General features: G+C 39.0%; 21 protein-coding genes. 9 read left to right on the forward strand and 12 right to left on the reverse strand.

Features of this window, described 5'->3' with window-relative positions:
- Nucleotides 1-147: 147 nt before the first annotated feature.
- On the reverse strand, nt 148-993 hold the full coding sequence (locus CH377_RS11235) for a hypothetical protein (RefSeq protein ID WP_100723899.1): 846 nt from the start codon (nt 991-993) through the stop codon (nt 148-150).
- A gap of 68 nt (nt 994-1,061) precedes the next feature.
- Between CH377_RS11235 and CH377_RS11240 the strand changes: the two genes are divergently transcribed.
- The 6 genes from CH377_RS11240 to CH377_RS11265 are packed head-to-tail and all read left to right on the forward strand — an operon-like array spanning nt 1,062 to nt 6,727.
- Complete coding sequence (locus CH377_RS11240; protein ID WP_100723900.1) at nt 1,062-1,535, forward strand: hypothetical protein; 474 nt, start codon at nt 1,062-1,064, stop codon at nt 1,533-1,535.
- Nucleotides 1,535-1,954 (forward strand): HIT family protein, encoded by a 420-nt coding sequence (locus CH377_RS11245; protein WP_100723901.1) that lies wholly within the window; start codon nt 1,535-1,537, stop codon nt 1,952-1,954. The genes CH377_RS11240 and CH377_RS11245 overlap by 1 nt, the downstream gene beginning before the upstream one ends.
- A gap of 51 nt (nt 1,955-2,005) precedes the next feature.
- The gene (locus CH377_RS11250) at nt 2,006-3,388 is read left to right on the forward strand and encodes a TldD/PmbA family protein (protein WP_100723902.1); all 1,383 of its coding nucleotides are present in this window, start codon (nt 2,006-2,008) and stop codon (nt 3,386-3,388) included.
- Entirely contained in the window at nt 3,388-4,725 is a 1,338-nt protein-coding gene (locus tag CH377_RS11255; RefSeq protein WP_100723903.1) for a TldD/PmbA family protein, read from the forward strand. The genes CH377_RS11250 and CH377_RS11255 overlap by 1 nt, the downstream gene beginning before the upstream one ends.
- A gap of 2 nt (nt 4,726-4,727) precedes the next feature.
- Nucleotides 4,728-5,531 carry an AAA family ATPase gene (locus CH377_RS11260; RefSeq protein ID WP_100723904.1) on the forward strand — a complete coding sequence of 268 codons (804 nt, stop codon included), beginning with the start codon at nt 4,728-4,730 and terminating at the stop codon, nt 5,529-5,531.
- A 5-nt stretch (nt 5,532-5,536) separates the two neighbouring features.
- Nucleotides 5,537-6,727, forward strand: a complete 1,191-nt coding sequence (locus CH377_RS11265; protein ID WP_100723905.1) for a VWA containing CoxE family protein — start codon at nt 5,537-5,539, stop codon at nt 6,725-6,727.
- Here the strand turns inward: CH377_RS11265 and CH377_RS11270 are convergent, their stop codons facing one another.
- The 10 genes from CH377_RS11270 to CH377_RS11315 form a co-directional block, all read right to left on the reverse strand.
- The gene (locus CH377_RS11270) at nt 6,728-7,273 is read right to left on the reverse strand and encodes a YceI family protein (protein WP_100723906.1); all 546 of its coding nucleotides are present in this window, start codon (nt 7,271-7,273) and stop codon (nt 6,728-6,730) included.
- A gap of 11 nt (nt 7,274-7,284) precedes the next feature.
- Nucleotides 7,285-7,947: a hypothetical protein gene (locus CH377_RS11275; RefSeq protein ID WP_243402115.1), complete on the reverse strand. Its 663-nt coding sequence runs from the start codon at nt 7,945-7,947 to the stop codon at nt 7,285-7,287.
- Nucleotides 7,948-8,152: 205 nt separating this feature from the next.
- Complete coding sequence (locus tag CH377_RS11280; RefSeq protein WP_100723908.1) at nt 8,153-8,338, reverse strand: hypothetical protein; 186 nt, start codon at nt 8,336-8,338, stop codon at nt 8,153-8,155.
- Nucleotides 8,339-8,343: 5 nt separating this feature from the next.
- Complete coding sequence (locus CH377_RS11285; RefSeq protein ID WP_100723909.1) at nt 8,344-9,138, reverse strand: SprT-like domain-containing protein; 795 nt, start codon at nt 9,136-9,138, stop codon at nt 8,344-8,346.
- Nucleotides 9,101-11,089 carry an ATP-dependent helicase gene (locus tag CH377_RS11290; protein WP_100723910.1) on the reverse strand — a complete coding sequence of 663 codons (1,989 nt, stop codon included), beginning with the start codon at nt 11,087-11,089 and terminating at the stop codon, nt 9,101-9,103. Before CH377_RS11290 ends, CH377_RS11285 begins: the two co-directional genes overlap by 38 nt.
- Before the next feature lie 8 nt (nt 11,090-11,097).
- Nucleotides 11,098-11,568, reverse strand: coding sequence for an FKBP-type peptidyl-prolyl cis-trans isomerase (locus tag CH377_RS11295; protein ID WP_100723911.1), 471 nt, complete (start codon nt 11,566-11,568; stop codon nt 11,098-11,100).
- 116 nt (nt 11,569-11,684) lie between these two features.
- Nucleotides 11,685-12,020, reverse strand: coding sequence for an LIC14007 family protein (locus tag CH377_RS11300; protein ID WP_100724049.1), 336 nt, complete (start codon nt 12,018-12,020; stop codon nt 11,685-11,687).
- A gap of 140 nt (nt 12,021-12,160) precedes the next feature.
- The gene (locus tag CH377_RS11305; protein WP_100723912.1) at nt 12,161-14,569 is read right to left on the reverse strand and encodes a SpoIIE family protein phosphatase; all 2,409 of its coding nucleotides are present in this window, start codon (nt 14,567-14,569) and stop codon (nt 12,161-12,163) included.
- 51 nt (nt 14,570-14,620) lie between these two features.
- Nucleotides 14,621-16,645 carry an oxidoreductase gene (locus CH377_RS11310; protein ID WP_100723913.1) on the reverse strand — a complete coding sequence of 675 codons (2,025 nt, stop codon included), beginning with the start codon at nt 16,643-16,645 and terminating at the stop codon, nt 14,621-14,623.
- 131 nt (nt 16,646-16,776) lie between these two features.
- Complete coding sequence (locus tag CH377_RS11315; RefSeq protein ID WP_100723914.1) at nt 16,777-18,297, reverse strand: 2-isopropylmalate synthase; 1,521 nt, start codon at nt 18,295-18,297, stop codon at nt 16,777-16,779.
- Between the two features lie 97 nt (nt 18,298-18,394).
- Between CH377_RS11315 and CH377_RS11320 the strand changes: the two genes are divergently transcribed.
- Entirely contained in the window at nt 18,395-18,733 is a 339-nt protein-coding gene (locus CH377_RS11320) for a hypothetical protein (protein WP_100723915.1), read from the forward strand.
- A 147-nt stretch (nt 18,734-18,880) separates the two neighbouring features.
- On the opposite strand, the gene CH377_RS11325 is transcribed toward CH377_RS11320, so the two are convergent.
- A complete protein-coding gene (locus tag CH377_RS11325; RefSeq protein ID WP_100723916.1) occupies nt 18,881-19,594 on the reverse strand; it encodes a queuosine precursor transporter in 714 nt (237 codons plus the stop codon).
- A 152-nt stretch (nt 19,595-19,746) separates the two neighbouring features.
- Between CH377_RS11325 and CH377_RS11330 the strand changes: the two genes are divergently transcribed.
- Together CH377_RS11330 and CH377_RS11335 are read left to right on the forward strand one after the other, a co-directional pair.
- Nucleotides 19,747-21,336, forward strand: a complete 1,590-nt coding sequence (locus CH377_RS11330; protein ID WP_100723917.1) for a glycosyl hydrolase family 18 protein — start codon at nt 19,747-19,749, stop codon at nt 21,334-21,336.
- Entirely contained in the window at nt 21,323-22,255 is a 933-nt protein-coding gene (locus CH377_RS11335) for an L-threonylcarbamoyladenylate synthase (RefSeq protein WP_100723918.1), read from the forward strand. Before CH377_RS11330 ends, CH377_RS11335 begins: the two co-directional genes overlap by 14 nt.

The following is a 22,255-nucleotide window of genomic DNA, read 5'->3' on the forward strand; positions in this document are numbered from 1 at the left end:
GGATCTAAAAAACCTTCGGATTCCCTGGGAAAAGTTTCCGACGAAACTTCTCTTATGTCACCCAAAAAATTAGAAGAGGTGTGAAAAAAGTGCAAATATTTGTATAGTAAATATGGTTGTAGTAAAATAGGCCCGAAAAAACAAGGCCTAATCGGACAAAAATCCTTTCTCTGCCTTATTCTTAGCCGCTAAAAACGAGGCTTCTGCCTTTTGACTTCTACGAGTTTGTTCTATAAGGAATCTCCAGAACCTTCCAGCATATAATATAAATATAATGAAAGAAGAGATTACCAGTAGTATTTTAGAGAGAAGTAATATATAGAATGGGGCCAGATTATGATTAGGAAAATAGAATAGTTCCGTTTTGTTTTCGGAGAAGTTTTTCACATTTTCGGCATGTTTTTTATTTTCTTCGAAGAATGTACGGACTTCTCTGATGTCCAGATCCTTGATTGGAAAGTCTGGGGTAATTTTGTATAATAGCAGCGCTCCTGATTCGGAGAAGAGTAGAAAACTTCCTTGTAGTTTTAATTCTCCCCATTTAGGCAAAGGGCGGTATATTAGATTACGAAATATGTATCTAATGGAAACCGGACCGGCTTCGAATTCGTAATAGGAATCAGGGAAATTTCCCTTATTATAAAATAGGGTTTCCCATTCTTTTCCTGAAAATTTGATCTGCACCCCTTCGAACCTTTCCAGGCTTTCTAGATCTTTTCTAAGTTTATCTATACCTTGTTTTTGGCTTTGTCTTCTGTCAGGTTTTAGATCACTTTTTAGAAACAATTCTAAACTTTGTTCAGAGTCTTTTTTTAACTCCGCAATATATTCGGCAGTTATATTACGAACTATCCTTTCTTCCGTTAAAATCGGATGTCCGGACCATTCTAAAAACCAATTTAATAACTCCTCCGGAGACTTTTCGGAAGCAGTAAGGCTTAAGGGATAGGAGAGAAAGAAAAGCAAAAAGAAGAATCGGAAAACCTTTGACATAGGCGGCTTTTATCCTGTAATACTCAAACCATAATCGAAAACCCCAAACTGAAAAGCTTTAAAAATATATGAGCCTGTTAGAACTACATAAAATACAAACCACCAAATCTTCCTGGCAAGACTTTGTGGAATATAGCATCCGAACTCCTTTTTATACCGAAACAAAGGCTAGAACCCAGTCCTTGGTAGAGGCGATACAACTCACATTATTCCATGATTATCTCTCCACTTTTTCACCTGAGGAAAAGTCCGAGTTCCTAGCCTCTCCAGATGCATTCCAAACATCTGCCGAAAAGTTCGTAAATATTCTCGAAGGCGTACGCTATTCCCAAGAAGGTTATAACCAGAAGGAAAGATCCTTATTTTTAGGAATGTTAAAGTCTCTTTTAAAAGAACATAAGGTGGATGAGAACGGAGAAAGAAAGGATCTGGAAAGATATCATTTCTATAGATGTATTATCCGTTTTTGTTCAGATAAGGATTATATCTTTAGGGTTTACGAAAAATACAAATCCTATCTTTCCCAGGGCAGCGGGGTGTAATGGCCCATAAAACTTTAGTCGTTTCTCCAGAATGCCCCATATGCTCCGTGTTGCGCGGGGCAAAGATCCCAGGTTTAATTCACCAAAATTCTTCTTTTATCATTCGTCACGCGCCTGAAGATAAAAAAATCCCAGGTTATCTGTATATAGAACCAATTTCCCATAGAGAAAAATATTCAGACTGGGACCCTAAAGAATTCAAGGACTTAGGAGAGACTCTTCAATTTGCAACTGATTGGATACAGAAGAAGTATTCCCCTCCTAAAATATATACACTCTTAGTTGCAGAAAAAGTGGCTCATATGCATTTTCATTTGGTTCCTAGATACGAAGATATCAAAGGACCTGAGTATATTCGATTAGCATTAGAAGGATTGGCTTCGGCTCCGGTCGGGATACCATTCCCTAAATTCGAATGATCCTTTTTCCTTCCGTTATTATCAAAAAATTTCTGTCTAAAGTAAAAGGTTATGAATCAATCCAATATAGAAACCCTGATCGACGCGGGTAAAAAAAGAAAAGCGGACTTTGTAGAAATTTATGAAGAAGAATCCAGAAATTCTTCCATTTCACTCAGAGATCAAAAAATAGAACAATCACTTGCAGCAACCGATTATGGGATCGGGATCAGATTGGTATATGGAACTGATGTTTTATATGCCTATACAAGTAATGATGACCAACAACATTTACTTTCTTTAATTCACTTATTAGCCGATTCTCGCGGCGAAGTAGGAAATGGCTCTGGAACATTCACACTTCCTGGAGATGTTTCTAAATATTCTTTTTCTAAAAATATACATGACCCTAGAAAAGTTCCTCCATTTAGAAGGTTGGAACTCCTACAAACAGCGGACACAGTCGCTAGAAAAGTTTCTTCTAAGATCATACAAGTAGGAGTTAGCGCTTCCGATATAGTTACAAATGTTCTGATCGCAAACTCAGAAGGACTTTGGGTAGAAGATTTAAGAGTTAGAAGTAGATTTTTCCTTTCTGTAACAGCGGAAAATAAGGGAGAAAGATTCGTAGCAAGTGAATCTCCTGGCGCTTTAAAGGGATTCGAATTTTTCGAAGGACTCGCTGTAGAAGATATCGCAAGAAAAGCAGGCGAAAGAGCTCTTTTCATGCTGGATGCAGGTTATATAGAAGGTAAAAAAATGCCTGTGGTAATGGGCAACGGTTTCGGCGGAGTAATTTTCCACGAAGCATGTGGTCATCCTTTAGAAACTGAAGCCATCCGTAAAAAATCTTCTCCGTTTGTGGGAAAACTAGGTGAGCCAATCGCACAGTCTTGCCTTACAGCTTACGATGATGGAACCATTGAAGAACAATACGGTTCTTTGAAAATAGATGATGAGGGAATGCCTACACAAAAAACACTTCTGATAGAAAACGGAATTCTGAAAGCCTATCTTGCAGATAGGATCGGATCTATGGAGACAGGATCCCCTAGAACTGGAAGCGGAAGAAGAGAATCTTATCAATACGCTCCAGTTTCCAGAATGAGAAACACTTATATCGAAGCTGGAAAAGATTCTTTGGATGAGATGTTTGCCTCGGTAGATTTTGGGCTTTATGCAAAACGTATGGGTGGCGGTTCCGTAAACCCGGCTACTGGAGAATTCAATTTTGCAGTAGAAGAAGGTTATGTGATCCGAAATGGAAAAATTTCGGAACCTGTAAGAGGAGCCACTTTGATAGGCAAGGGCCACGAAATTCTTCCGAAAATTTCAATGGTAGGAAAAGATCTAGAATTGGCCGCAGGGACCTGCGGTGCTTCTTCCGGTTCAATCCCTGTAACGGTAGGACAACCTTCGCTGAAAGTAGATGAGATTCTAGTGGGGGGAAGATAATGGATTTGGAGCAAGCCGCCGGATTCGTATTAGAAGAAGGGAAACGATATGGAATCGATTCCTTCGACCTGATCGCTACCGACTCAGAAGATATTGGGATAGAAGTATTTAAAGGTAGGATTGTTTCTACTGAAACTTCCCGTTCTAGAGGGGTTGGTATTCGTGTTCTGAATAATTCCCGTCCTGGATATTCCTATAGCGAACGTTTTAGTAAAGAAGCTCTTTCCCAAATGGTAAGAGATGCAATGGACCAAACTGAGATCACAGATCCTCTGGATATGGAACTTCCCGGACCAAAACCATTGGCAGAAGTGGATTTAAAACATTATAATCCTGCATTAGAAAAATTGGATTTTGCATGGATGAGGGAGCTTGGTCTTTCTTTGGATCATGCTTCTTGGGAGTCGGATAAAAGGGTGGAGAATGTTCCACATGTTGGTGTGGGAAAAAGTTCCACCCAAAGTTTGATCGCAAACTCGAAAGGTGTATTTGTTAAAAAAGAATCAAATGTTGCATATCTCGGAACAGGGCTTGTAGTCGCCGAAGGTGATATCAAGAAGATGGGAAGTTATTACCGCTCTGGTAGGGATATTTCCCAATTCGACCCATCCTATATCGCAAAGGAAGCCGCTCATCGAGGAACAGAACTTTTAGGAGCGAAACCACTTCCCAGCGGAGTGTATACGATTGTTTTAGGAAATCGTATCAGTCCTCAGATTTTCGGAATGTTCTCCTCTCCTTATTTTGCAGACGCGGTCCAAAAAGGATCTTCTCGTTTAGTCGGGAAACTTGGGAATGAGGTCGCATCTCCTATATTAAGTATTTATTGTGAAGCCCACACTCCGGATTATCCTGGATCTCGTTTGGTGGATGCGGAAGGAATTCCTACAACTGCCCGGACCAAAGTTTTAGAAAATGGCGTTCTTAGATCATATCTGTACAATTTAGAATCCGCCAAAAAAGACAATGTATTACCTACCGGCCACGGTATTCGTTCCTATTCTGGAAGAGCAGGTACTTCTTTTTCCAATATGATCGTTCCATTGGGTACTAAGAGCAGAGATGAACTATTGGCTTCCGATTCACATTGTATTTTCGTAACTAAGTTGGAAGGTGGGGCAGGTTGTAGTGCTGTTTCCGGAGAAATTTCAATCGGGATTCAAGGGATCTATTATAAAAATGGAAAACCGGAACATGCAGTGGATCGTATCACAATGAACACAAACTATTTCGATCTACTTCATAAAATCCAGGGGATTTCCAATGAATATTCTGACAGTTACTCATCTATCAAGGTCCCTGATGTTTTGATCTCAGAAATTCACGTAGCAGGTTGATCATGTCGGAAGAAAGAAATAAGCCTGAAACATACTTACTCTCTAAAGAATTAGAGGAGGCGGTCCAAGTCGCTGAGATCACTGCAAGACCTTTATTATTAAAGGGGGAACCAGGAACAGGGAAATCACTTTTAGCGGATTATCTATCCTTCAAGACTAATAAGAAATTATATTCCTGGCACGTAAAATCCACCTCTCTTGCAAAAGAAGGATTATATTTTTATGATGCAGTTTCTAGGTTAAACGATTCTAGATTTACGGAAGATAAGGAGAAGGTCCGTAATATCGAAAATTATATCCGATTGGGTGCGCTTGGAGAAGCATTCTCTGCTACAGAACCTTCCGTTGTATTGATCGATGAAATAGATAAGGCTGATATTGAATTCCCTAACGATTTACTCTTAGAATTGGATAGAATGGAATTTGTGATTCAGGAAACCGGTCGTAAGATAAAGGCAATCAATAGGCCTTTAACATTAATCACTTCCAATAACGAAAAAGAACTTCCGGCTGCATTTTTAAGAAGATGTATTTTTCATTATATAGATTTTCCTGAACCTGCTTTTATGGCTGATATAGTATCTTCTCATTTTCCTAAGATTGAATCTTCTCTTTTGAAAAGAGCACTCGAATCCTTCTATGTGATCCGCACAATGGACGATATGAAAAAAAAGCCGGGCACTAGCGAACTACTGGATTGGATCCAAATTCTAATCCATATGGGAGCAAAACTTCCGGAAGATGGAAGAATTCCTTATATAGGTGCTCTTGTAAAGAATGAAGAGGATCTGAAATTGTTCAGATAAGGAACTTGTTTTTTCCTTTTTTCTACAGACTGAAATCATCTGGAGTTCCGATCTCCACTGTGGAGTTGCTTGATTTTATAAAAGCAACTGATGCCCTTACCCGAAGCAAAACATTTCTTTCTTTGAACGAATTCTATAGAGTTTCCAGACTCTGCCTAGTTAAAGACGTAAAATATTACGACGCGTTTGATCTTGTATTCACCGAGTTATTCGGAGAAAGAGGAGTTCTCAAAGAATCTTTCCGTAAGGAAATGATGGATTGGCTTTCTAATATATTCGAAAATCCGAATAAACTTCCGCCAGGAATGATCCCTCCTGAAGAACTCTGGAAAGAGTTTTTGGACAGGCTCCAAAACCAAAAAGGGGAACATCATGGCGGGAATAAATGGATCGGAACTGGAGGAAGTTCTCCATTTGGACATTCAGGAGCAAATCCTGGCGGGGTCCGCATCGGCGGAGAAGGGGGTGGAAAGTCCGCTATTTTCCAAGCCATGGAAAGGAAGTATAAGGACTATAGAACCGATGAACAATTGGATGTTCGTCAGATCAAGATCGCACTTAAAAAACTTAGGAACCTGAGAAAGGAAGGAATCCCTGAATTCCATCTTCCGAAAACCGTGGACGCAACTTGTAGGAATGCGGGAGATCCTGAGCTTGTATTTGATCGTACTAGAAAGAATGGGATCAAAGTATTACTTTTAATGGATACTGGTGGGAGTATGACTCCTTATGCGGAAAGAGTAAGTAAACTTTTTTCTGCCGCCCACCAGATGAATCATTTTAAGGAGTTCGGGCATTATTATTTTCATAATTCCGTTTACGATTCTGTGTATCCTAAGGGAGATCTAAGATATCCGGTTCCTTTAAAAAATTTGTTTAGAAAACATAAAGATGATACCAAATTAATCATAGTAGGAGACGCGTACATGGCTCCTTATGAACTTTTGGATCCTGCTTATGGATTCTATCATTCTAGGTTTAGGCAGGAATCTAAATTGCCGGAACATCCTGAATCCGGATTAGATAGTTTTAAAAGGATCAAGTCCCATTTCGCTAACACAATTTGGATGAATCCAGAACCCAAAAGATATTGGGATGCTCCTACCATCTACGAACTCAAAAAAGTATTTCCTATGTTTTTTTTAAGTGTAGATGGATTAGAAGACGGGATACGAGAACTTTTAGGTAAAAGGTAATTAAGGTTTTAAGACGAACTTATATTCGATGCTGACCTGATCCTTGGCAGTGGCAAATAACAAACTAGGTCTTTCTACATCAAAATCGCTCATTAAAACTTGGAATTTACCGGAAAGAATGGTTTCTTGTCCTTCCTTTTGAATGGTTGCAATAGATTGAATCGTTTTTGTTTTTCCTTTGACTGTTAGGTTTCCTGTGATAGTCCATTCGTTTTCTTTTGCGGTAATGGATGTACTTGAGAAACTGATATTTGTAACTGTAGGATATCCTAAGGATTCGATGATATGTTCGTCTCTATTCTCATCCCCAGACTTGATCTGTGAAATAGGGATCTCAATTTTTATAAGTTTAGGGACTTGTAAACCGTTTGCGCCTTGAGTTAATGTCATAGGGCTAACGGTAGTTCCGAAACATTTTCCATTCACTGTTTTGAACGGGTGGATTGCTATAAAACTGATATTCGATTCTTGTAGTTTTAATTCTTCTGTAAAGATAGAAGAAACGCTAAATAAGAACAAAATCAAAAAACGTAAAAGGTAAGACACGTAATTACTCCTTAAAAATAAAAAACTGCGATAGAAACACTAAATGCTCCGAAACCTGCCCAGCCGACTGCTCTCATTTCATTTGCGGCACTTGGACCTTCTTTAGAGATCCTTTCTCCTATAAATGGGAGTGCAAGCATTGCGGGTAAATGGATCCAGATCATTGCTTTATGGGTGAATATCGTATTAAGTCCTGGTTCTCTTTCTAAACTTTTGGAAGGGGAGAAGAATGCGAGACCTGCAGTGATTGTATACAAAGCAAAAGTTGTTCCGGCTAAAGCGGAATGCATACTCCCGGAAGACTCGGAATCCCAAGGAGAAGCTTTCATGAGTGCAGTATATAAAAGTAAATTTTTTTGCGGATCAGAGATGAGCAAAAAATTTGCATAAGGTTCATACTCTCTTTTTAAATTAGAGAGTGCCTGTTCTCCTACCAAGTTGGTAGCCAGCCAGAATCCCCAGGTTAAAAGGCCTAAACCCTGGTGCCAATCTAACATAGAACGGCGTAATTCCACACGTTCCTTTTCTTTCTGCAAATCCTTTGATTCAACGGTATTTAAAGTAGAAGTTTCCTGATTATAAAATCTGGGAGAATAATTGGAATAATCCGGCGTTAAAGGATTGGTCTGCGACCATCCGGAAAAATCGTTATAAACATACGGAGAGGAATACAAGATCGTATTTGAGCAAAAAAGAAAAATAGAAATTAAGAGTACTTTCTTTGCGAAAGACATATCCGATCTATAGAACAAATTTCAGAAAAGAAAATCATTATTTGGGCGAGATGACAAAAAGCAATGAGCAGTAGAAAATCCGGAATAAACGAAAGACCCGAAACTGAAACGCGATAATCCAGGATTTTGAGACTGCGTATCTATCTTATCTTTTACTTTGTATTTTTCTAAGTACTTCCGTAACTGCTTGGGTGTATCCGTCATAAACACCCTTATCGTAATCTGATAGGGATTTATAACTTAAGCCGGAAAACTCTTTTAGAAGTTTTGAAAGTTCTTCTTCTATTATATTTTTGCGAATATATACTGTTTCGAAATGGTTCGGATGCATAAAATTTATCCGTAAAACTCTGATCTAAGCCTATGGCCGATTTCTTTTTGGTGTTTCATTAGAAACTTAGGATATTCCATTTTCAACCAATTTATGGCCTCTCTGTATCTAACGTATTCTTTTTCCTTACGTTTAAATTCAGGACTATGGATCGAGTTATGGCCGTTTTTTATTCTGCTTGGAAGAATATGATGTAGAATTTCGTGATGTACCACATGCTCCAAAACGTAAATTGGAACCTCTTTATGGTCCAAAATCGGGCTAATACGTATATTCATATTCCGTTTTTCGTAACTACCCAATCTTCGCCTTCCTAGGCGATCTGCCCAGCCGATAGATAAAATTTTTGTATCAATTTTAGGGAAATATAAAGAAGAAATTTTGTCTAAAATGAGCTTTAGATCGTAAGCGATCCCGTTTTCTTTCAGTTTTTTGAAATTTGTAGATCCCGATTCGGGGAGGGAGTTTAGAAATTCTGCAACTTCTTCTTTCCAAGCCTGTTTCGGTTTGAGTCCCAATAATTTAGAAATGAGTAATGAAATAAAGGCGAAGATAATCTCTTCTCTGGCACCCATTAAAGAAGTGTGAAATTTAGCGGATAGGATTCCGTTATGAAAGGAGATGGAATGGTTTCCATTTCTATAAGGATAAAATTTCAGTTCTACTGAACGGACATGGCTTTCTTTAAATCGCCGGGACCTGATCTTCAGAGAATCCCAAATAGAGATCAGATATTCTTCCCAATTCCTGGCCGGAATAGGGTCAGGAACCGAAAAACTCTCTAATTCTTTTTCTAGCATCTGAATCGTTCTGGTTTTGAGGATTTTGGGAAGAAGAAGGACCCGTAACTTCTTCTTTTTTATTAATGAAACTTTTATCTAAAACTTTTTCCGGTTCTCTGATTTCTTCTATAAATCTGGAAACTCGATTGAAGTATTGTGAATTTTTTTGTTGGGAGATTTGAGGGTAGGTGAGAACCAATTTTTTTTTGGCCCTCGTGATCCCCACATAAAATAATCTTCTTTCTTCCTCTAAGTTTTTTTCGCCTCTTCCGGATGGAAAAGAACCTTCTGATACATTCAATAAAATAACGGTATCAAATTCCAATCCTTTGGAAGAATGAACTGTAGATAATACCAATCTTTCGTCTTCTTCCTCAGGAGAAATTTTGTCTAAGCTGCGGCTGGGTCCTTCTAAACTCATATCCACTAAAAACTCATGCAAGGTTTCATATTTTTGGGAAAGTGTTAAGAATGCATTCAGATCTTCTAATCTTCTTTTGGAATCATCATATCTTTTTTCGAGCAGAGGAGAATAATAATCCATATAACTTCCTAAAAGTTTTTTTAAGTCTTTTTCAGGATCGTTAATAAGATGATTTAATTCTTTTAAATGAGAAGCGGTGGCACCTTTGGATTCCGAAACGATCCTTTCCAGATTTCCGCTGGACTTTTCCAAATCCGTCAAAATGGATCTTGCTTTTGCGGCTCCAATCCCAGGAAGAAGTAATAAAACTCTTAGCCAAGAAACGGAGTCTGTCTTATTCTCCTTAATTTTTAGAAGAGAAAGATAATCCTTTGCATGTGCGCTTTCTACGAACTTTTTGCCGCCGAATTTTAAGAATGGAATATTTCTCTGAGAAAGAACTAATTCCAATTGGTTCGAATTCCATCCAGACCTAAATAGAACGGCAATATCCTTTAATGGGATTCCATCTTCTCTTCTTTCTAAGATTAAATCGGCAATTCCTTCTGCTTCTTCTAATTCGTCGGCATAACCGACGAGTGCAGGTTTTTGGAAGTCTTCATTTTTGGTATATAGATACTTTTCATATTTTTCCCTAAAATTAGCTAACACCACATTTGCCAGATTTAAGATAGATGGAGTACTTCTGTAATTTCTTTCTAGATAGATTGTTTTGGTTTTAGGGAATAATTTCGGAAAATTGAATATTCCATTTACATCCGCTCCACGGAAAGAATACACACTTTGTGCATCATCTCCTACCACCAGAATGTTTTCATGATCTAATGCAAGTAGACATGCGATATGAGCTTGGATTTGGTTCGTATCCTGAAATTCATCCACCATGATATATTGGTATTGTTCTGAGACTTTTTTTCGGACGGTTTCATTCTTATTCAGAAGATCTCTTGTATAAGTCAGTAGATCATCATAATCCAATAAAGATCTTTGTTTTTTATAATCCGCATACTCCTGAAAAATTTTACGAATAGCGGATTCTTGGTCCAAAAACTTGGGATATTCTGCCTCTAATAATTCTTCTAAAAGTTTTCCTCGATTGATGATAGAAGAATGGAGAGAGATCAATGTATCGTTAGAAGGGAACCTGGACTTCTGCTTTGCATATTCTCCTTCTGTACGTAAAAGTTGGAATATATCTGAAGTATCTGATTCATCTAAAACGGAGAACTGAGAGGAGAATCCAAGAACGGGAGCGTATTTTCTGAGAATATGACTTCCGAAAGAATGGAATGTTCCTCCATGAACTCGAGCGCATCTTTTATCTAAAAGTGACACAGCTCTAGAGAGCATTTCTTTGGAAGCTTTACGTGTAAATGTTAGAAGTAGTATGTTTTCGGCAGGGATGCCTGATTCGACTAATTTGGAAAGTCTGTGGACGATTGTTTTTGTTTTTCCCGTACCGGCACCGGCGATCACTAAAACCGGGCCGTTTAGGGTCTCGATAGCTTCCTTTTGTTTTTCGTTAAGTGACTCTAAGGACGCCATTATTGAGATTAGTGGTGGTGATGTCCCCCCTCACCGTGAACATGTCCATGACTCACTTCCTCGTCGGTTGCTGTTCTGATATTTACGATTTGAACATCGAAAATCAGATCCACCCCAGCTAATGGGTGGTTTCCGTCCACGATCACAGACTCTCCCTTGATATCAGTAATCGTATAAACAGTATCCGGCTCGTCGGTTTGGAACATCATTCCAACGCTCAATTCTTCCCCTTCTGGGAATTGGCTTTTAGGCACATCGAAAACCAATTCAGGGTTTTTTTGGCCATAAGCTTTATCAGCATTAACGGAGATTACTTTTTTATCCCCTGCATTCATACCTTTGATTTCGTCTTCTAGACCGGCAATGATCTGTCCGGTTCCTTCCAGATAAGAGAGAGGATGGCTTCCTTGAGAAGAATCGATTTCGTTTCCTTCTTTATCTGTTAATTTATAGTGAAAAGTCACTACTCTTGGGTTCATTTATTGCTCCAACCGGGTAAAGGCCCCTTGACGGGTAAGGGAGGGAAGTTCCGGCACGTGATTTAAGTTAGTATATTCTTGGAAGATCCTAGGACAATCAGATTTTTGAGGCTAAGTCAAAAGTCGTAGGAAATTTCGACTCCGAAATTCTCTACATCTTTAATAAACTGTTCAACTCGATTGGCTAGGAAGAACCATGAATCCCTATGAACAATATCACTTAGAAAATTCAGGAATCGATTTGTATTCCTTAGAGCGAATTCTCTATCTTGGGTGTAGTTTAGAAGAACTGTATATGCCAAAGACTTTAGAACTTTATCATTTTCAGCTAATTCGAAATACCCGGGAAGATCAGGTTCGAATAAACTAAGCCTGGTTTTGGCACTTCCTTCGGTTACATATAAATTATAATCTGCTGAGTTCGGCACTCTGTCGGCTGAGTATACTTTCATTTTGGATAACTCCTCTAGAAACCAGAGGAAAATGTGGTTTCCATTAAGAAACATACCCGCAAAAAGTCAACGGGAAAGAATAGTTTTGGCATTTCTGAGCCACAAAACGGACCTTAGTTTAGCGATGTTTCTAGAATGTTTTATGAAACCTTTTTAAAATAATCTGTTGGACGGAACATTCTTTGCACGTCGAACCCGGTATCCTCCAGTAAGTCTAGAAGTATAACATCCTTAATCCCTAGTTGAAAATAAATTTTTGCTAATAGTACAAGATTCTGATGGTTTTTAGGATCTCTATACAACAGTTTTTCGGAATATGTTTTGGCCTTCTCCAATTCTCCTGTTTTCCAATAAGCCCATGCGGTGATATAAGCCAGATCCTTGTCTTTAGGATCATCTGCGCTTAGTTTGGAGAAAAAGGAACATGCGATTTTTTTATCTCCATTCTTCCATATAAGAATACCTTTTTGTAGATTCTTTCTTTTAGAAGTCTCTTTCCATAGATCCCTGGATTTTTTTTGAGGATTTACTCTTCTGAAGATACGTACTAAACTTAAATCGTCTATATAATCTCCGTATTCAGACATTCTATTCTTTAGTAGAACAAGATCTGCATTCGTATTCGAAACTTCTAATAAAAATGGTTCAGAAAATGAATGGATCTCACCATTTAACGTTCTGGATCTAAGATCTTCTCTTCCGTCAGAACCGAAAAGAATTGAATCATTCTCCTTTAGAGAAATACAATATACTTTCGGAATTTCCTTTAAAAAAGGAATTCCCATCTTGTAAGAAGTATCCGTCTCTATAAATCCTGAAATATTGTTTCTAAGAAGAATAGATATTGGATGGCCAGCATTCAAAAAGAAGATACAGGAATTTTCTGGATCCAAAACTGCCAAAACCCCGGTTGCATACAGATTTCCGTCAAAACCCTGGAATAATCCATGGATCTTTCTATATAAGGAAACGATCCATGTCTCGGGAGTATAAAATCCGGATGCGGAAGAATCGATATGAGACTTAAACATGGAAGAGGAGAGTAGTGCGCCCGTTGCTCCTTGTAGAGATTTTCCCATTGCATCCACGTTTAGAATTGCTAAGAATTTCCTTTCTCCGATCAGGATCTCTTCTAAGCAAATAATATCCCCTCCAATCTCTCCTGGCTTGGATTTGAATTCGAATTTTTTAAATTGGGAGACCATGGTCTCGATTTCAAAATCTCCGAAATTCCGAGAACTATTTTGAAAAGAAGACTGTAGAATGCTCATTAAGAAATAATCTCCGTCCTGATTTTCCTTTAAGCTACGAACGTTCATTAAACTTTCAGAAAGTTCTTTCGTTTTTAAGGTAACTTCTTCTTGTAGATCTTCATTCCAACTTTCTAAGCGATTTTTCATTTCTACAAATCTTCCCGAAACCCTGAAGGAACAGAATAGTATAAAGCCTAAAACGGAATATTCAGAACTTCTTGGAAATACAATCCATGCCCGAGCGGATATAATATCCAAAAGGATAGAAAATAATAAAAAACAGATCGATCCTAAAAAGCCCGCGCCATCTTGTTCAGTTAATCTGGCTTTAATACATCTAAATAAGATCCAAAGATATACAATCCAAGAGGGTTGTAGCAATGTTCGATTTAATTTATCCAGTTCTAAAGGATTGGAGGAATAGATAAATAGGAAGGATACAAATCCAGCCCATAAGAATAGTGGAAATTCAAAAGGGTGATGCCTATCCCTGCAAAATTTTGAAAAGAAGAATGTGAAAAATGGAAATAGAAGGCTAAGAGAAATATATTCCACCTTCTTGCAAAATAAAAAATCCAATTCCAATTCGAATTTCCATTCCGAGCTAAAAAATGAAAATAGAAAGAATAGGATAAGAAATATTCCAAAATAAGAATGGGATTCCAATTGTCTCTCTTGTAGGGAAAGAAAGACTAAATACATTCCTAATAGTAGAAATGTAGAGATCAGGATTAGATAATAGATCTGAAATTTATAATGTTTTTGTAAAATATACTTCGAATTCCCGATACTCGGGATTCCCTCTAATACCCCTAATTCGCTTTCGAAATATTCTGAAACTAAGATTTCAATCCTGTTCTCATTTTTGATAGGAAGGGAATTATAAACCTTCTTCTTATCGTAGCTAAACTCAAATTTGTTCTCCTTTTCGGATCTTTCTGAAAGAAGTACACGATTCCAAAATAATTTTGTACCTTCCGAGGTTTTTCCAAGAAGAAGTGAAAGTTCACAATCGGGAAGTTCCGAAAAATAGATCGATTTAGAGATTAGAAGACTAGAATGGCCTAAGTCTGAAAGATTCCTGGGTAAAGAAAAGTTCCTGATCTTCTTACCGGAAAGTTCAGAAACTTCCCAATCTTGTTCTAGGAAAATTAAAGATTCGCACGGATCCTTTTGATTGTTTGAAGGGAATATATTTGAATAAATCCAATCTTGGTATTCCAGAGAATGGAAGAATGTATTCGTTCCAATACTGAGTAGAACTGAAAATATGCAGATTCCTAATTTTGATTTCATACCTGCCTCCGAAAAAACGGGTATGAAATCTATTAGATTGGTTGTACTTTTTTAGTTTTGTTCTGTTCCGATCTTAGAAGCAGCCAAATAACCTTCTAACATAGCGCGCTTAGCATCTATTCCGGAAGCATCTTTTGCTCCACCTATCAAATAAGAAGGAATTCCACTTCTTTCCTTGCTAAAAGTCTCATACAAAGAAGCATCACTTGTTTGTCCTGCGCAAAGAATGATAGAATCGCACTCTAAAGTTTTTGCCCCTTCTTTTTTAGTCTCAATCACAAGACCTTTATCTGTTACTTCTTTATAGGTAAGAGAAGAAAGGAAATCCACTCCTTTGGATTGTAATTCTTGTAGAAGTGCCCAAGAGGTGGTTGCTCCAAGACCTGCTCCTACTTTTCCATTCCTTCTGAGAATAGAAACTTTCCTATGTGCGGTTTCCGGTTGGATCACAGCTTGTGTATAAGAATTCACATTGTACTTTTCGAAGTAAGTAGGAATATCCGGATCCTTCTCCTCAGTAAGTTTATGAGCAACATCCACACCGATTCCACCGCCACCGATAATAGCAACATTGGAACCTGGTTTGAATGTTCCATTCAGGAACTCAACATAACTTGCATGTGGTTTTTTGTCTAAGCCGGGAAGATTTAAATTTCTAGGAAGAACTCCAGTTGCAAAAATCACTGCATCCGGTTTCAGATCATCCAACATCTTGAGATCCGCTTTTGTATTCAGACGAATATCCACTTTTAAACGAGGAAGTTCATTTTTGAAATAACGGATCGTTTCAAAAAATTCGAATTTACCAGGGATGGCTGCTGCAAGATTTAATTGGCCACCTAGTTTTCCAGAAGCCTCTAAGAGAATTACTTCGTGGCCACGTAAAGCGGCAACTCTTGCGGATTCCATTCCCCCTGGTCCGGAACCAACTACTACAACTCTTTGTTTTTTGGCCTGAGGAAGAGATTTCCAATCCAGTTCTCTGTTTGCAGAAGGGTTTACCAAACAAGAGACCATTTCTTCTTTGAAAGTATGGTCCAAACAAGCTTGGTTACAAGCTACACAAGTATTCACTCTTTCTGTTTGGTTTTCTTTGATCTTATTAACGATTTCTGCATCTGCTAAGAATGGCCTTGCCATGCTCACGATATCCGCTTCTCCAGCGTTCAATACTTGGATGATTGTTTCAGGCATATTGATCCTGTTGGAAGCGATGATTGGAATTCCCGGAACTGCAGTCTTTATTTTCCCTGCGATCTTTGCCCAAGCACCTCTTGGAACTAACTGAGAGATTGTAGGGATTCTAGACTCATGCCATCCGATTCCTATATTGAGTGCATCTGCTCCCGCTTCTTTAAGTTCAGTTGCAAGTGCGATTACTTCTTCGAAGGTTGGGTTGCCCGGGATCAAATCGATCCCTGACATTCTTACGATGACTGGAAATCCTGGACCCACTTGTTTGCGGACTTCTTTCATTGTTTCTATTGCAAATCTTCTACGATTTTCTGGTGAACCGCCAAACTCATCCGATCTTTTGTTAGTCACTTCTGAGAAAAATTGGTTTACTAAATATCCTTCGGAAGCCATCACTTCTACGGCTCTAAAACCCACTTGTTTAGCACGTAATGCGGAAGATCCGAAATCTCGGATAGTTCTCCAAGCATCTTCCGTTGAAAGTTCTTTTGGTATGAATCGATTGATAGGTGCGCGTAGCGCAGACGGAGCAACGAGTTCTCTATGGTAGGCGTATCTTCCAGCATGGAATAATTGTGCGCAGAAAATTCCCATTGGTTTAAGAACAGAAGCGACTTTTTCAAGTTCTTGGCAGTCTTCTTCCTTTTGGAAATCGAAAAATATATTAGAACCTTTCCCTTCTGCATTCACCGAGATCCCGCCGGTGGTAATGAGTCCAACTCCTCCTTCGAATCTTTTGCCATAGAATGCAGCCATTCTATCAGCAGTTTTGGGCATTCCTTCTAAACCCAAGTGCATGGATCCCATAATGATACGATTCGAAATAGTTTCGGCTCCGATGTTTATCGGGCGAAAGATTGGGGAAATATCTAAAGAAGACACACAGTTCACCTTTCTTTTTATTTGAGTAGAACACTCGTTCTACTGAGAAAGGATTTTACCTGAATTTAGAAAAGGCAACGGTTTTTCTAGGAATTTTGAAAATAGATACCGAACATGATTCGGCAAAAATTTCAATTCATTGAAAAACGATTTAATGCGGAGATATACGCTTGAGAACAAGCCTCAATAATATCAGTGGAACTTGCTTTTCCGACGACTCTTTCTCCATGTTTTTCTAAAGTAACGGAAGCTTCTGCCAATGCGTCCTGTCCTTCTGTTACTGGAGAGATCACAAGCTTAATAAGTTCCACATCACCACTTATAGTGGCCTTCTGGATTGCTTTGAAGATAGAATCTACTGGACCGTCTCCTGTTGCGGATTCTTCTTTTAGATTTCCTTCGATAGAAAGTCGGATACTTGCAGTAGGTGTACTTTTAGTTCCAGTGGTTACATGAAAACTTTCTAATACATATTTATCGTTGGAAGATTTTCTGGATTCATCAGCGAATAATGCGCGAATATCCTCGTCGAAAATTTCCTTTTTACGATCTGCTATTTCCAAAAATCTTTGGTATGCTGCTTCTAATTCTTCCGGATGAGGGCTGAAGCCTAAACGAACGATCCTATCTTTAAATCCCGCTCTTCCGCTATGTCTTCCGAGTACCATTCGGTTGGATTGGATCCCGACACTTTCAGGAGTCATGATCTCATAGGTTTCCCTATTTTTCAAAACGCCATCTTGGTGGATTCCTGATTCATGAGCGAATGCGTTTGCACCTACAACTGCTTTGTTAGGTTGTACCACCATCCCAGTGATCGTTTTTACAAGATAAGAAGCTTTTGCAATTTCTTCCGTTTGGATATTGGTTTGTATTCCGAATTTATCCTTACGCGTACGAAGGGCCATTACCACTTCTTCCATGGCTGTATTACCGGCTCTTTCTCCGATTCCATTTACGGTACATTCTACCTGTCTTGCTCCGTTTAGAATGGCGGCAAGGCTATTAGAAGTAGCAAGCCCTAGATCATTATGACAATGCGCGGAGAAAATTGCCTTCTCACTTCCTTTTACATTTTGGATGAGAAATTTGAATAATTCTCCATATTCGTATGGTGTTGTATATCCTACGGTGTCCGGGATATTGATCGTGGTCGCACCGGCTTCAATCACAGCTTCACAAAGTTCTCTTAGGAACTCAGGCTCGGAACGAGTAGCATCTTCCGGAGAAAATTCCACATCATCCACATGGTCTCTGCAGATCTTGACTGCTTCTACAGCCATTTTCAAAACCTCGGAAGGATCCTTGCCAAGTTTGAATTTCATATGAATGGGGGAAGACGCGATAAAAGTATGAATTCTTCTTTTTTTAGCCGGTATGATTGCTTTTGCAGCTGCTTCTAAGTCTGGACGAACTGCTCTTGCAAGAGCTGCGATGATCGGGCCTTCGATCTCTCTGGAAATTCTTTGGACTGCCTGGAATTGGACCGGGGAAGAAACCGGGAAACCTGCTTCGATCACATCCACATTCATTTTAGCGAGTTGGAGTGCGATCTCTATCTTCTCATTCTCGCTCATTGCCGCGCCTGGGCATTGTTCCCCGTCTCGGAGCGTGGTATCGAAAATCCGAACAAAATCCAAATTTGAGTTCATATGCTTGGAAAACTTCCCTAACTCCAAAATTATAGTCTGAATCGGGCCGTAAACCTAATAAATACCCGGTTTTGGCTTTCGGAGATTAGACCAGATTATGGAGAAAGACTCTCTCAGTTTCTTTGGTACCAGCTTAAAAGCGGAAGATTGTTCTAAGTCAGCGAAACTTTACTCTGAACTTTTTGGCGGAGAAGTCCAGGTATCTAGTCCCGGTCATGCGGAAATTCTTTTTTCAGAAAACCAAAGAGTGATCTTTAGTAAAGAAACAGAAGAATGTCCCGTAACTCCAGGAACCCTAGTTTGGAAGATTGTAAAGACCCAGGTCATATTTTTCGAAATCAAACTGTTAAGCTCCGGATTTCAGAAGGAGTCGGAAACGACTAAGTATTCTTCTTATCTAGATCCTTGGCAGAATCGGCTCTGGTTATATTGGTAATAAAAACAAGCTCTCCGTGTCTTTGTGCCTCTGTGCGATATTTAAAACTCTAAAATTGACACACAGAGGCACGGAGTCGCAGAGAAATAAATAAAGAATTATAGTGAATTCCAAAACCCGTACATCCTTTTAACTCTGTGTGAACCGCTATCCCGGGTAAGGCTGAACTTCTTCTTTGCCTTCTTTGAGAGCTGCTTCTGCCATTTTATGAGCATCTTCTCCTAGATATTTTTCGATCCAATAATGGGCGAGGTAGATCAAAGGAGTGATCCCGATCGCAATAAAGATCTTATAGAAGAAGTTCGTGTAAGAAATAGAATTCAGTGTTTGGAAATCGTAAGTTCCCCAATAGGCAACAAAGATAACGACATAAGAATCCAGCAGTTGTGAGAAAATTGTGGAGCCGGTGGCTCTCAGCCAAAGAAGTTTGTTTTTGGTCTTCTTCCGGATTAAATGGAAGACTTGGATGTCCACAAGCTGTCCGATTAGGTAAGCCACGATAGAGCCTGTGATCACTTGCCCTGTATTAAAGAATACCACCTGAAAGGAATGATCATCTACTGGCGAATTTCCTGCCGCAGGAATAGCCATATCCAATTGAAGAAGGAAGAATGCCAAAACGATCATTACCATCCCAACGAGGGTTAGGTATCTTACACCTCTTCTTCCATAATACTCATTTAAAAGGTCCGTTACTATAAATGTGATCGGAAATGGAATTACACCTAAGGTCATGGTTAAGGCCTTACTTCCGATTGCTACTTGGAACCATTTAGAGCCAGTCACCTCTGCCATTAATAAGAAGGTTATGAAGATGGAACCTAAAACGAAAAATAGTTTGAAAGGTCGGTGAAACTGCATCTGAGGAAAAATCTTGCGAATTAAGTCTCTGTCAATCAAAGAACAGATAGGATTCCTACAAACGTTTGACAGACAGATCAACTATAAATCACTGGAAGACAGTCGGTGCTTTACTTTTGGCCCCCGCGATTCGATAAATATATAGAGCTCAAATGAATCCAAACGATGAACCTTACACCCCAGAGGACTTGATCCGCCCAGTCCCATACCAAGCTAAAAAGCAGCCTCTCTGGCAAACAAGCCTAGTGAGCCTGACTTGGTTTTTGCTTTCCGGAATTTCTTTTTATCTAGGACTCCAAGCCCTAAAGGCGGATCCTAAAACTGCTTCTGCCCAAACTGGAACAGAACAGGTAGCATTCCAAAATACTACTCTCAAATCTGACCTTGCTCCTACAGATGGGGCCTGGGAATCTTGGAAGAAATGGTGGAATTCCAACAGTATTTCTTCCGAATCAGACGGGACTTCAAGCACCGTTAGTTCTTCAGCGTCTGAAATTGAAGAAGATCCTGCTTTTAGAGCGTCTACCTGGTTTTCAGATTACGAGGCGATGAAACGTACAGTTCATCTATATAATGAGATCCATCCATTTATCTATGGATTTAAAGGAAGAGAGACTAATAACGGAGATCTTTATTCTCTTTGGGGATCCGCTCAAAAACACGCACGTGTTGCAGAACTTAGATCTTTAAATCCAAAAGTTAAGATCATTCCTACTATTTTCCGTTGGGAAAATAAGAATGAAAAGATCTCTGAGAATATCGGTCTGAACGGACGTAATGATATCAGAGACAAACATATCCAGAATATTCTATACGAAGTAGATACTTACGGTTTTGACGGTATTGATATAGATTATGAAGGAATGAGCTGCGAGAAAAAAGAGAAGTTCGAAGAATTCATTGTTATTCTTTCCAAAGAAATCCACAAACGTGGCAAACTTCTTTCTGTAGCTGTTCACCCTAAAACTGCCGCTAAAAAAACCGGCCTAAAAGTATGTAAGGGTTTAAAAGAAAAAATTAATATGGATTTTGCTGAGAATTGGAGAGGTCCAATGACACACGATTACGCCTTCTTAGCAAAACATGCGGATCGTGTAAAGGTTATGGCTTACGAACTTCATCCTCGTAAGTATAGAAACCCAGGACCTGGACCTCAAGCTCCAAACGTTTGGATCAGAAATATCATCACTTATGCAAAAGAAAGAGTTCCTTCTAAAAAATTGTATATGGCAATCCCAACTTACGGATATGATTGGGCTCTAAATTGTAATGCAAAGATCAAGGCTGTATATTGGTCAGATGCATTAAAGCGCCAACAATTAGGTGTGACCAAACAACCTACAAATATCACCCAAGTGTTAGCAGATAATAAGAATTCGGATTCGTGGACAAATCTTTCCAAGTTTAGCTGGGTTCACCAAGGTAAAACCTACGAAGATCCAAGTATCTGGTATAAGTCGGAAGGTTGTGATCGTGTTGCATTCTTCATGAACAGAAAAGCTTTCGAAGAAAAAATGACTCTATTAAGATCTTATGATATTGGTGGATTCTCTTTCTGGCAGCTATTATCTGATAATGATCCGGGTATCAACGATTATTTAGAATTACTTGTGACTAATAAACTTCCACCTGTTCCAAAGGCAAAAAAAATGCCTGAAACTCCGAACCCTGATGTAAAACAGGCGCCTCCGGAAGAAGGTCAGGAAGAAGCTAAGAACACACAGGATCTTGTCAAAAAATAAAGTTACAATCATCACAGAAGATCCTTCTCTCGCAGCTAAAGTTCTGAAAGAGGGGGGGATCGTTTTATTTCCCACCGAGACAGTTTATGGTCTCGGTGCGGATTCTCGGAATCTTTCCTCTTGTTTAGAAATTTATAAAATTAAAAATCGTCCTGCGGACAATCCTCTAATTGTTCATTTGGGAAATCCGGCTCTCATTCCGGACATTGGAGAAGTTCCAGAGAGTGCAAGGATCCTGATCAGGCAATGTATGCCTGGGGCCTTAAGTTTAGTTTTAAAGAAGATAGATAAGTCTGTTTTTTCCACGGGACTGACTACGATTGCAGTAAGAGTTCCTTCTAATCCAAAAACTTTAGAAATGCTTTCTTATTTTGGAGGACCAGTTTCCGCTCCTTCTGCAAATCTTTCAGGACAACCTTCTATCACAAGATTAGATGATGCGATCTCCGAGTTTGATGGATTAGTGGATCTGATCTTAAAAGGACCGGAACCTGAGATAGGTTTAGAATCCACTGTTGTGGATTTTTCAATTTCTCCACCTAAAATTCTTCGGCCTGGATATTTTGGCTGGGAAGAATTACAAAAACATGTTCCTGATCTAGAAGATTATAGTGAATTGAAAGAAGGAGAAACTCCTTCTAGTCCTGGAGTAAAATATAAACATTATTCTCCTAAGGCAAAGGTAATATTCACAGAAAACCAAACTCCAGATAGAGAATCTGCTGCCATAGGAATAAGTCTTACAAGAGGTTGGAAATTTGCTCTGGATCTGAGAAACAACTCAGAGTATATGAAAAATTTATACTCATTCTTTAGAGATTGTGATCGATTAGGAATTTCTAAAATTTTCTGCTTTCCGCCTGCAAACGCCTCCGGTAAAGAAGCGCTCTTAAATAGGATTCTGAAGGCGCAAGATTAG

The sequence above is a fragment of the Leptospira haakeii genome (genome assembly GCF_002812045.1).
Taxonomy (GTDB): Bacteria; Spirochaetota; Leptospiria; order Leptospirales; family Leptospiraceae; genus Leptospira_B; species Leptospira_B haakeii.

Coding starts and splice junctions, on each gene's coding strand:
- CH377_RS11250 (WP_100723902.1), top strand. CDS start 2,006: ATGAATCAATCCAATATAGAAACCCTGATCGACGCGGGTAAAAAAAGA.
- CH377_RS11300 (WP_100724049.1), bottom strand. CDS start 12,020: ATGAAAGTATACTCAGCCGACAGAGTGCCGAACTCAGCAGATTATAAT.
- CH377_RS11320 (WP_100723915.1), top strand. CDS start 18,395: ATGGAGAAAGACTCTCTCAGTTTCTTTGGTACCAGCTTAAAAGCGGAA.
- CH377_RS11325 (WP_100723916.1), bottom strand. CDS start 19,594: ATGCAGTTTCACCGACCTTTCAAACTATTTTTCGTTTTAGGTTCCATC.
- CH377_RS11290 (WP_100723910.1), bottom strand. CDS start 11,089: ATGGCGTCCTTAGAGTCACTTAACGAAAAACAAAAGGAAGCTATCGAG.
- CH377_RS11280 (WP_100723908.1), bottom strand. CDS start 8,338: ATGCATCCGAACCATTTCGAAACAGTATATATTCGCAAAAATATAATA.
- CH377_RS11260 (WP_100723904.1), top strand. CDS start 4,728: ATGTCGGAAGAAAGAAATAAGCCTGAAACATACTTACTCTCTAAAGAA.
- CH377_RS11315 (WP_100723914.1), bottom strand. CDS start 18,297: ATGAACTCAAATTTGGATTTTGTTCGGATTTTCGATACCACGCTCCGA.
- CH377_RS11295 (WP_100723911.1), bottom strand. CDS start 11,568: ATGAACCCAAGAGTAGTGACTTTTCACTATAAATTAACAGATAAAGAA.
- CH377_RS11285 (WP_100723909.1), bottom strand. CDS start 9,138: ATGCTAGAAAAAGAATTAGAGAGTTTTTCGGTTCCTGACCCTATTCCG.
- CH377_RS11330 (WP_100723917.1), top strand. CDS start 19,747: ATGAATCCAAACGATGAACCTTACACCCCAGAGGACTTGATCCGCCCA.
- CH377_RS11235 (WP_100723899.1), bottom strand. CDS start 993: ATGTCAAAGGTTTTCCGATTCTTCTTTTTGCTTTTCTTTCTCTCCTAT.
- CH377_RS11245 (WP_100723901.1), top strand. CDS start 1,535: ATGGCCCATAAAACTTTAGTCGTTTCTCCAGAATGCCCCATATGCTCC.
- CH377_RS11305 (WP_100723912.1), bottom strand. CDS start 14,569: ATGAAATCAAAATTAGGAATCTGCATATTTTCAGTTCTACTCAGTATT.
- CH377_RS11240 (WP_100723900.1), top strand. CDS start 1,062: ATGAGCCTGTTAGAACTACATAAAATACAAACCACCAAATCTTCCTGG.
- CH377_RS11255 (WP_100723903.1), top strand. CDS start 3,388: ATGGATTTGGAGCAAGCCGCCGGATTCGTATTAGAAGAAGGGAAACGA.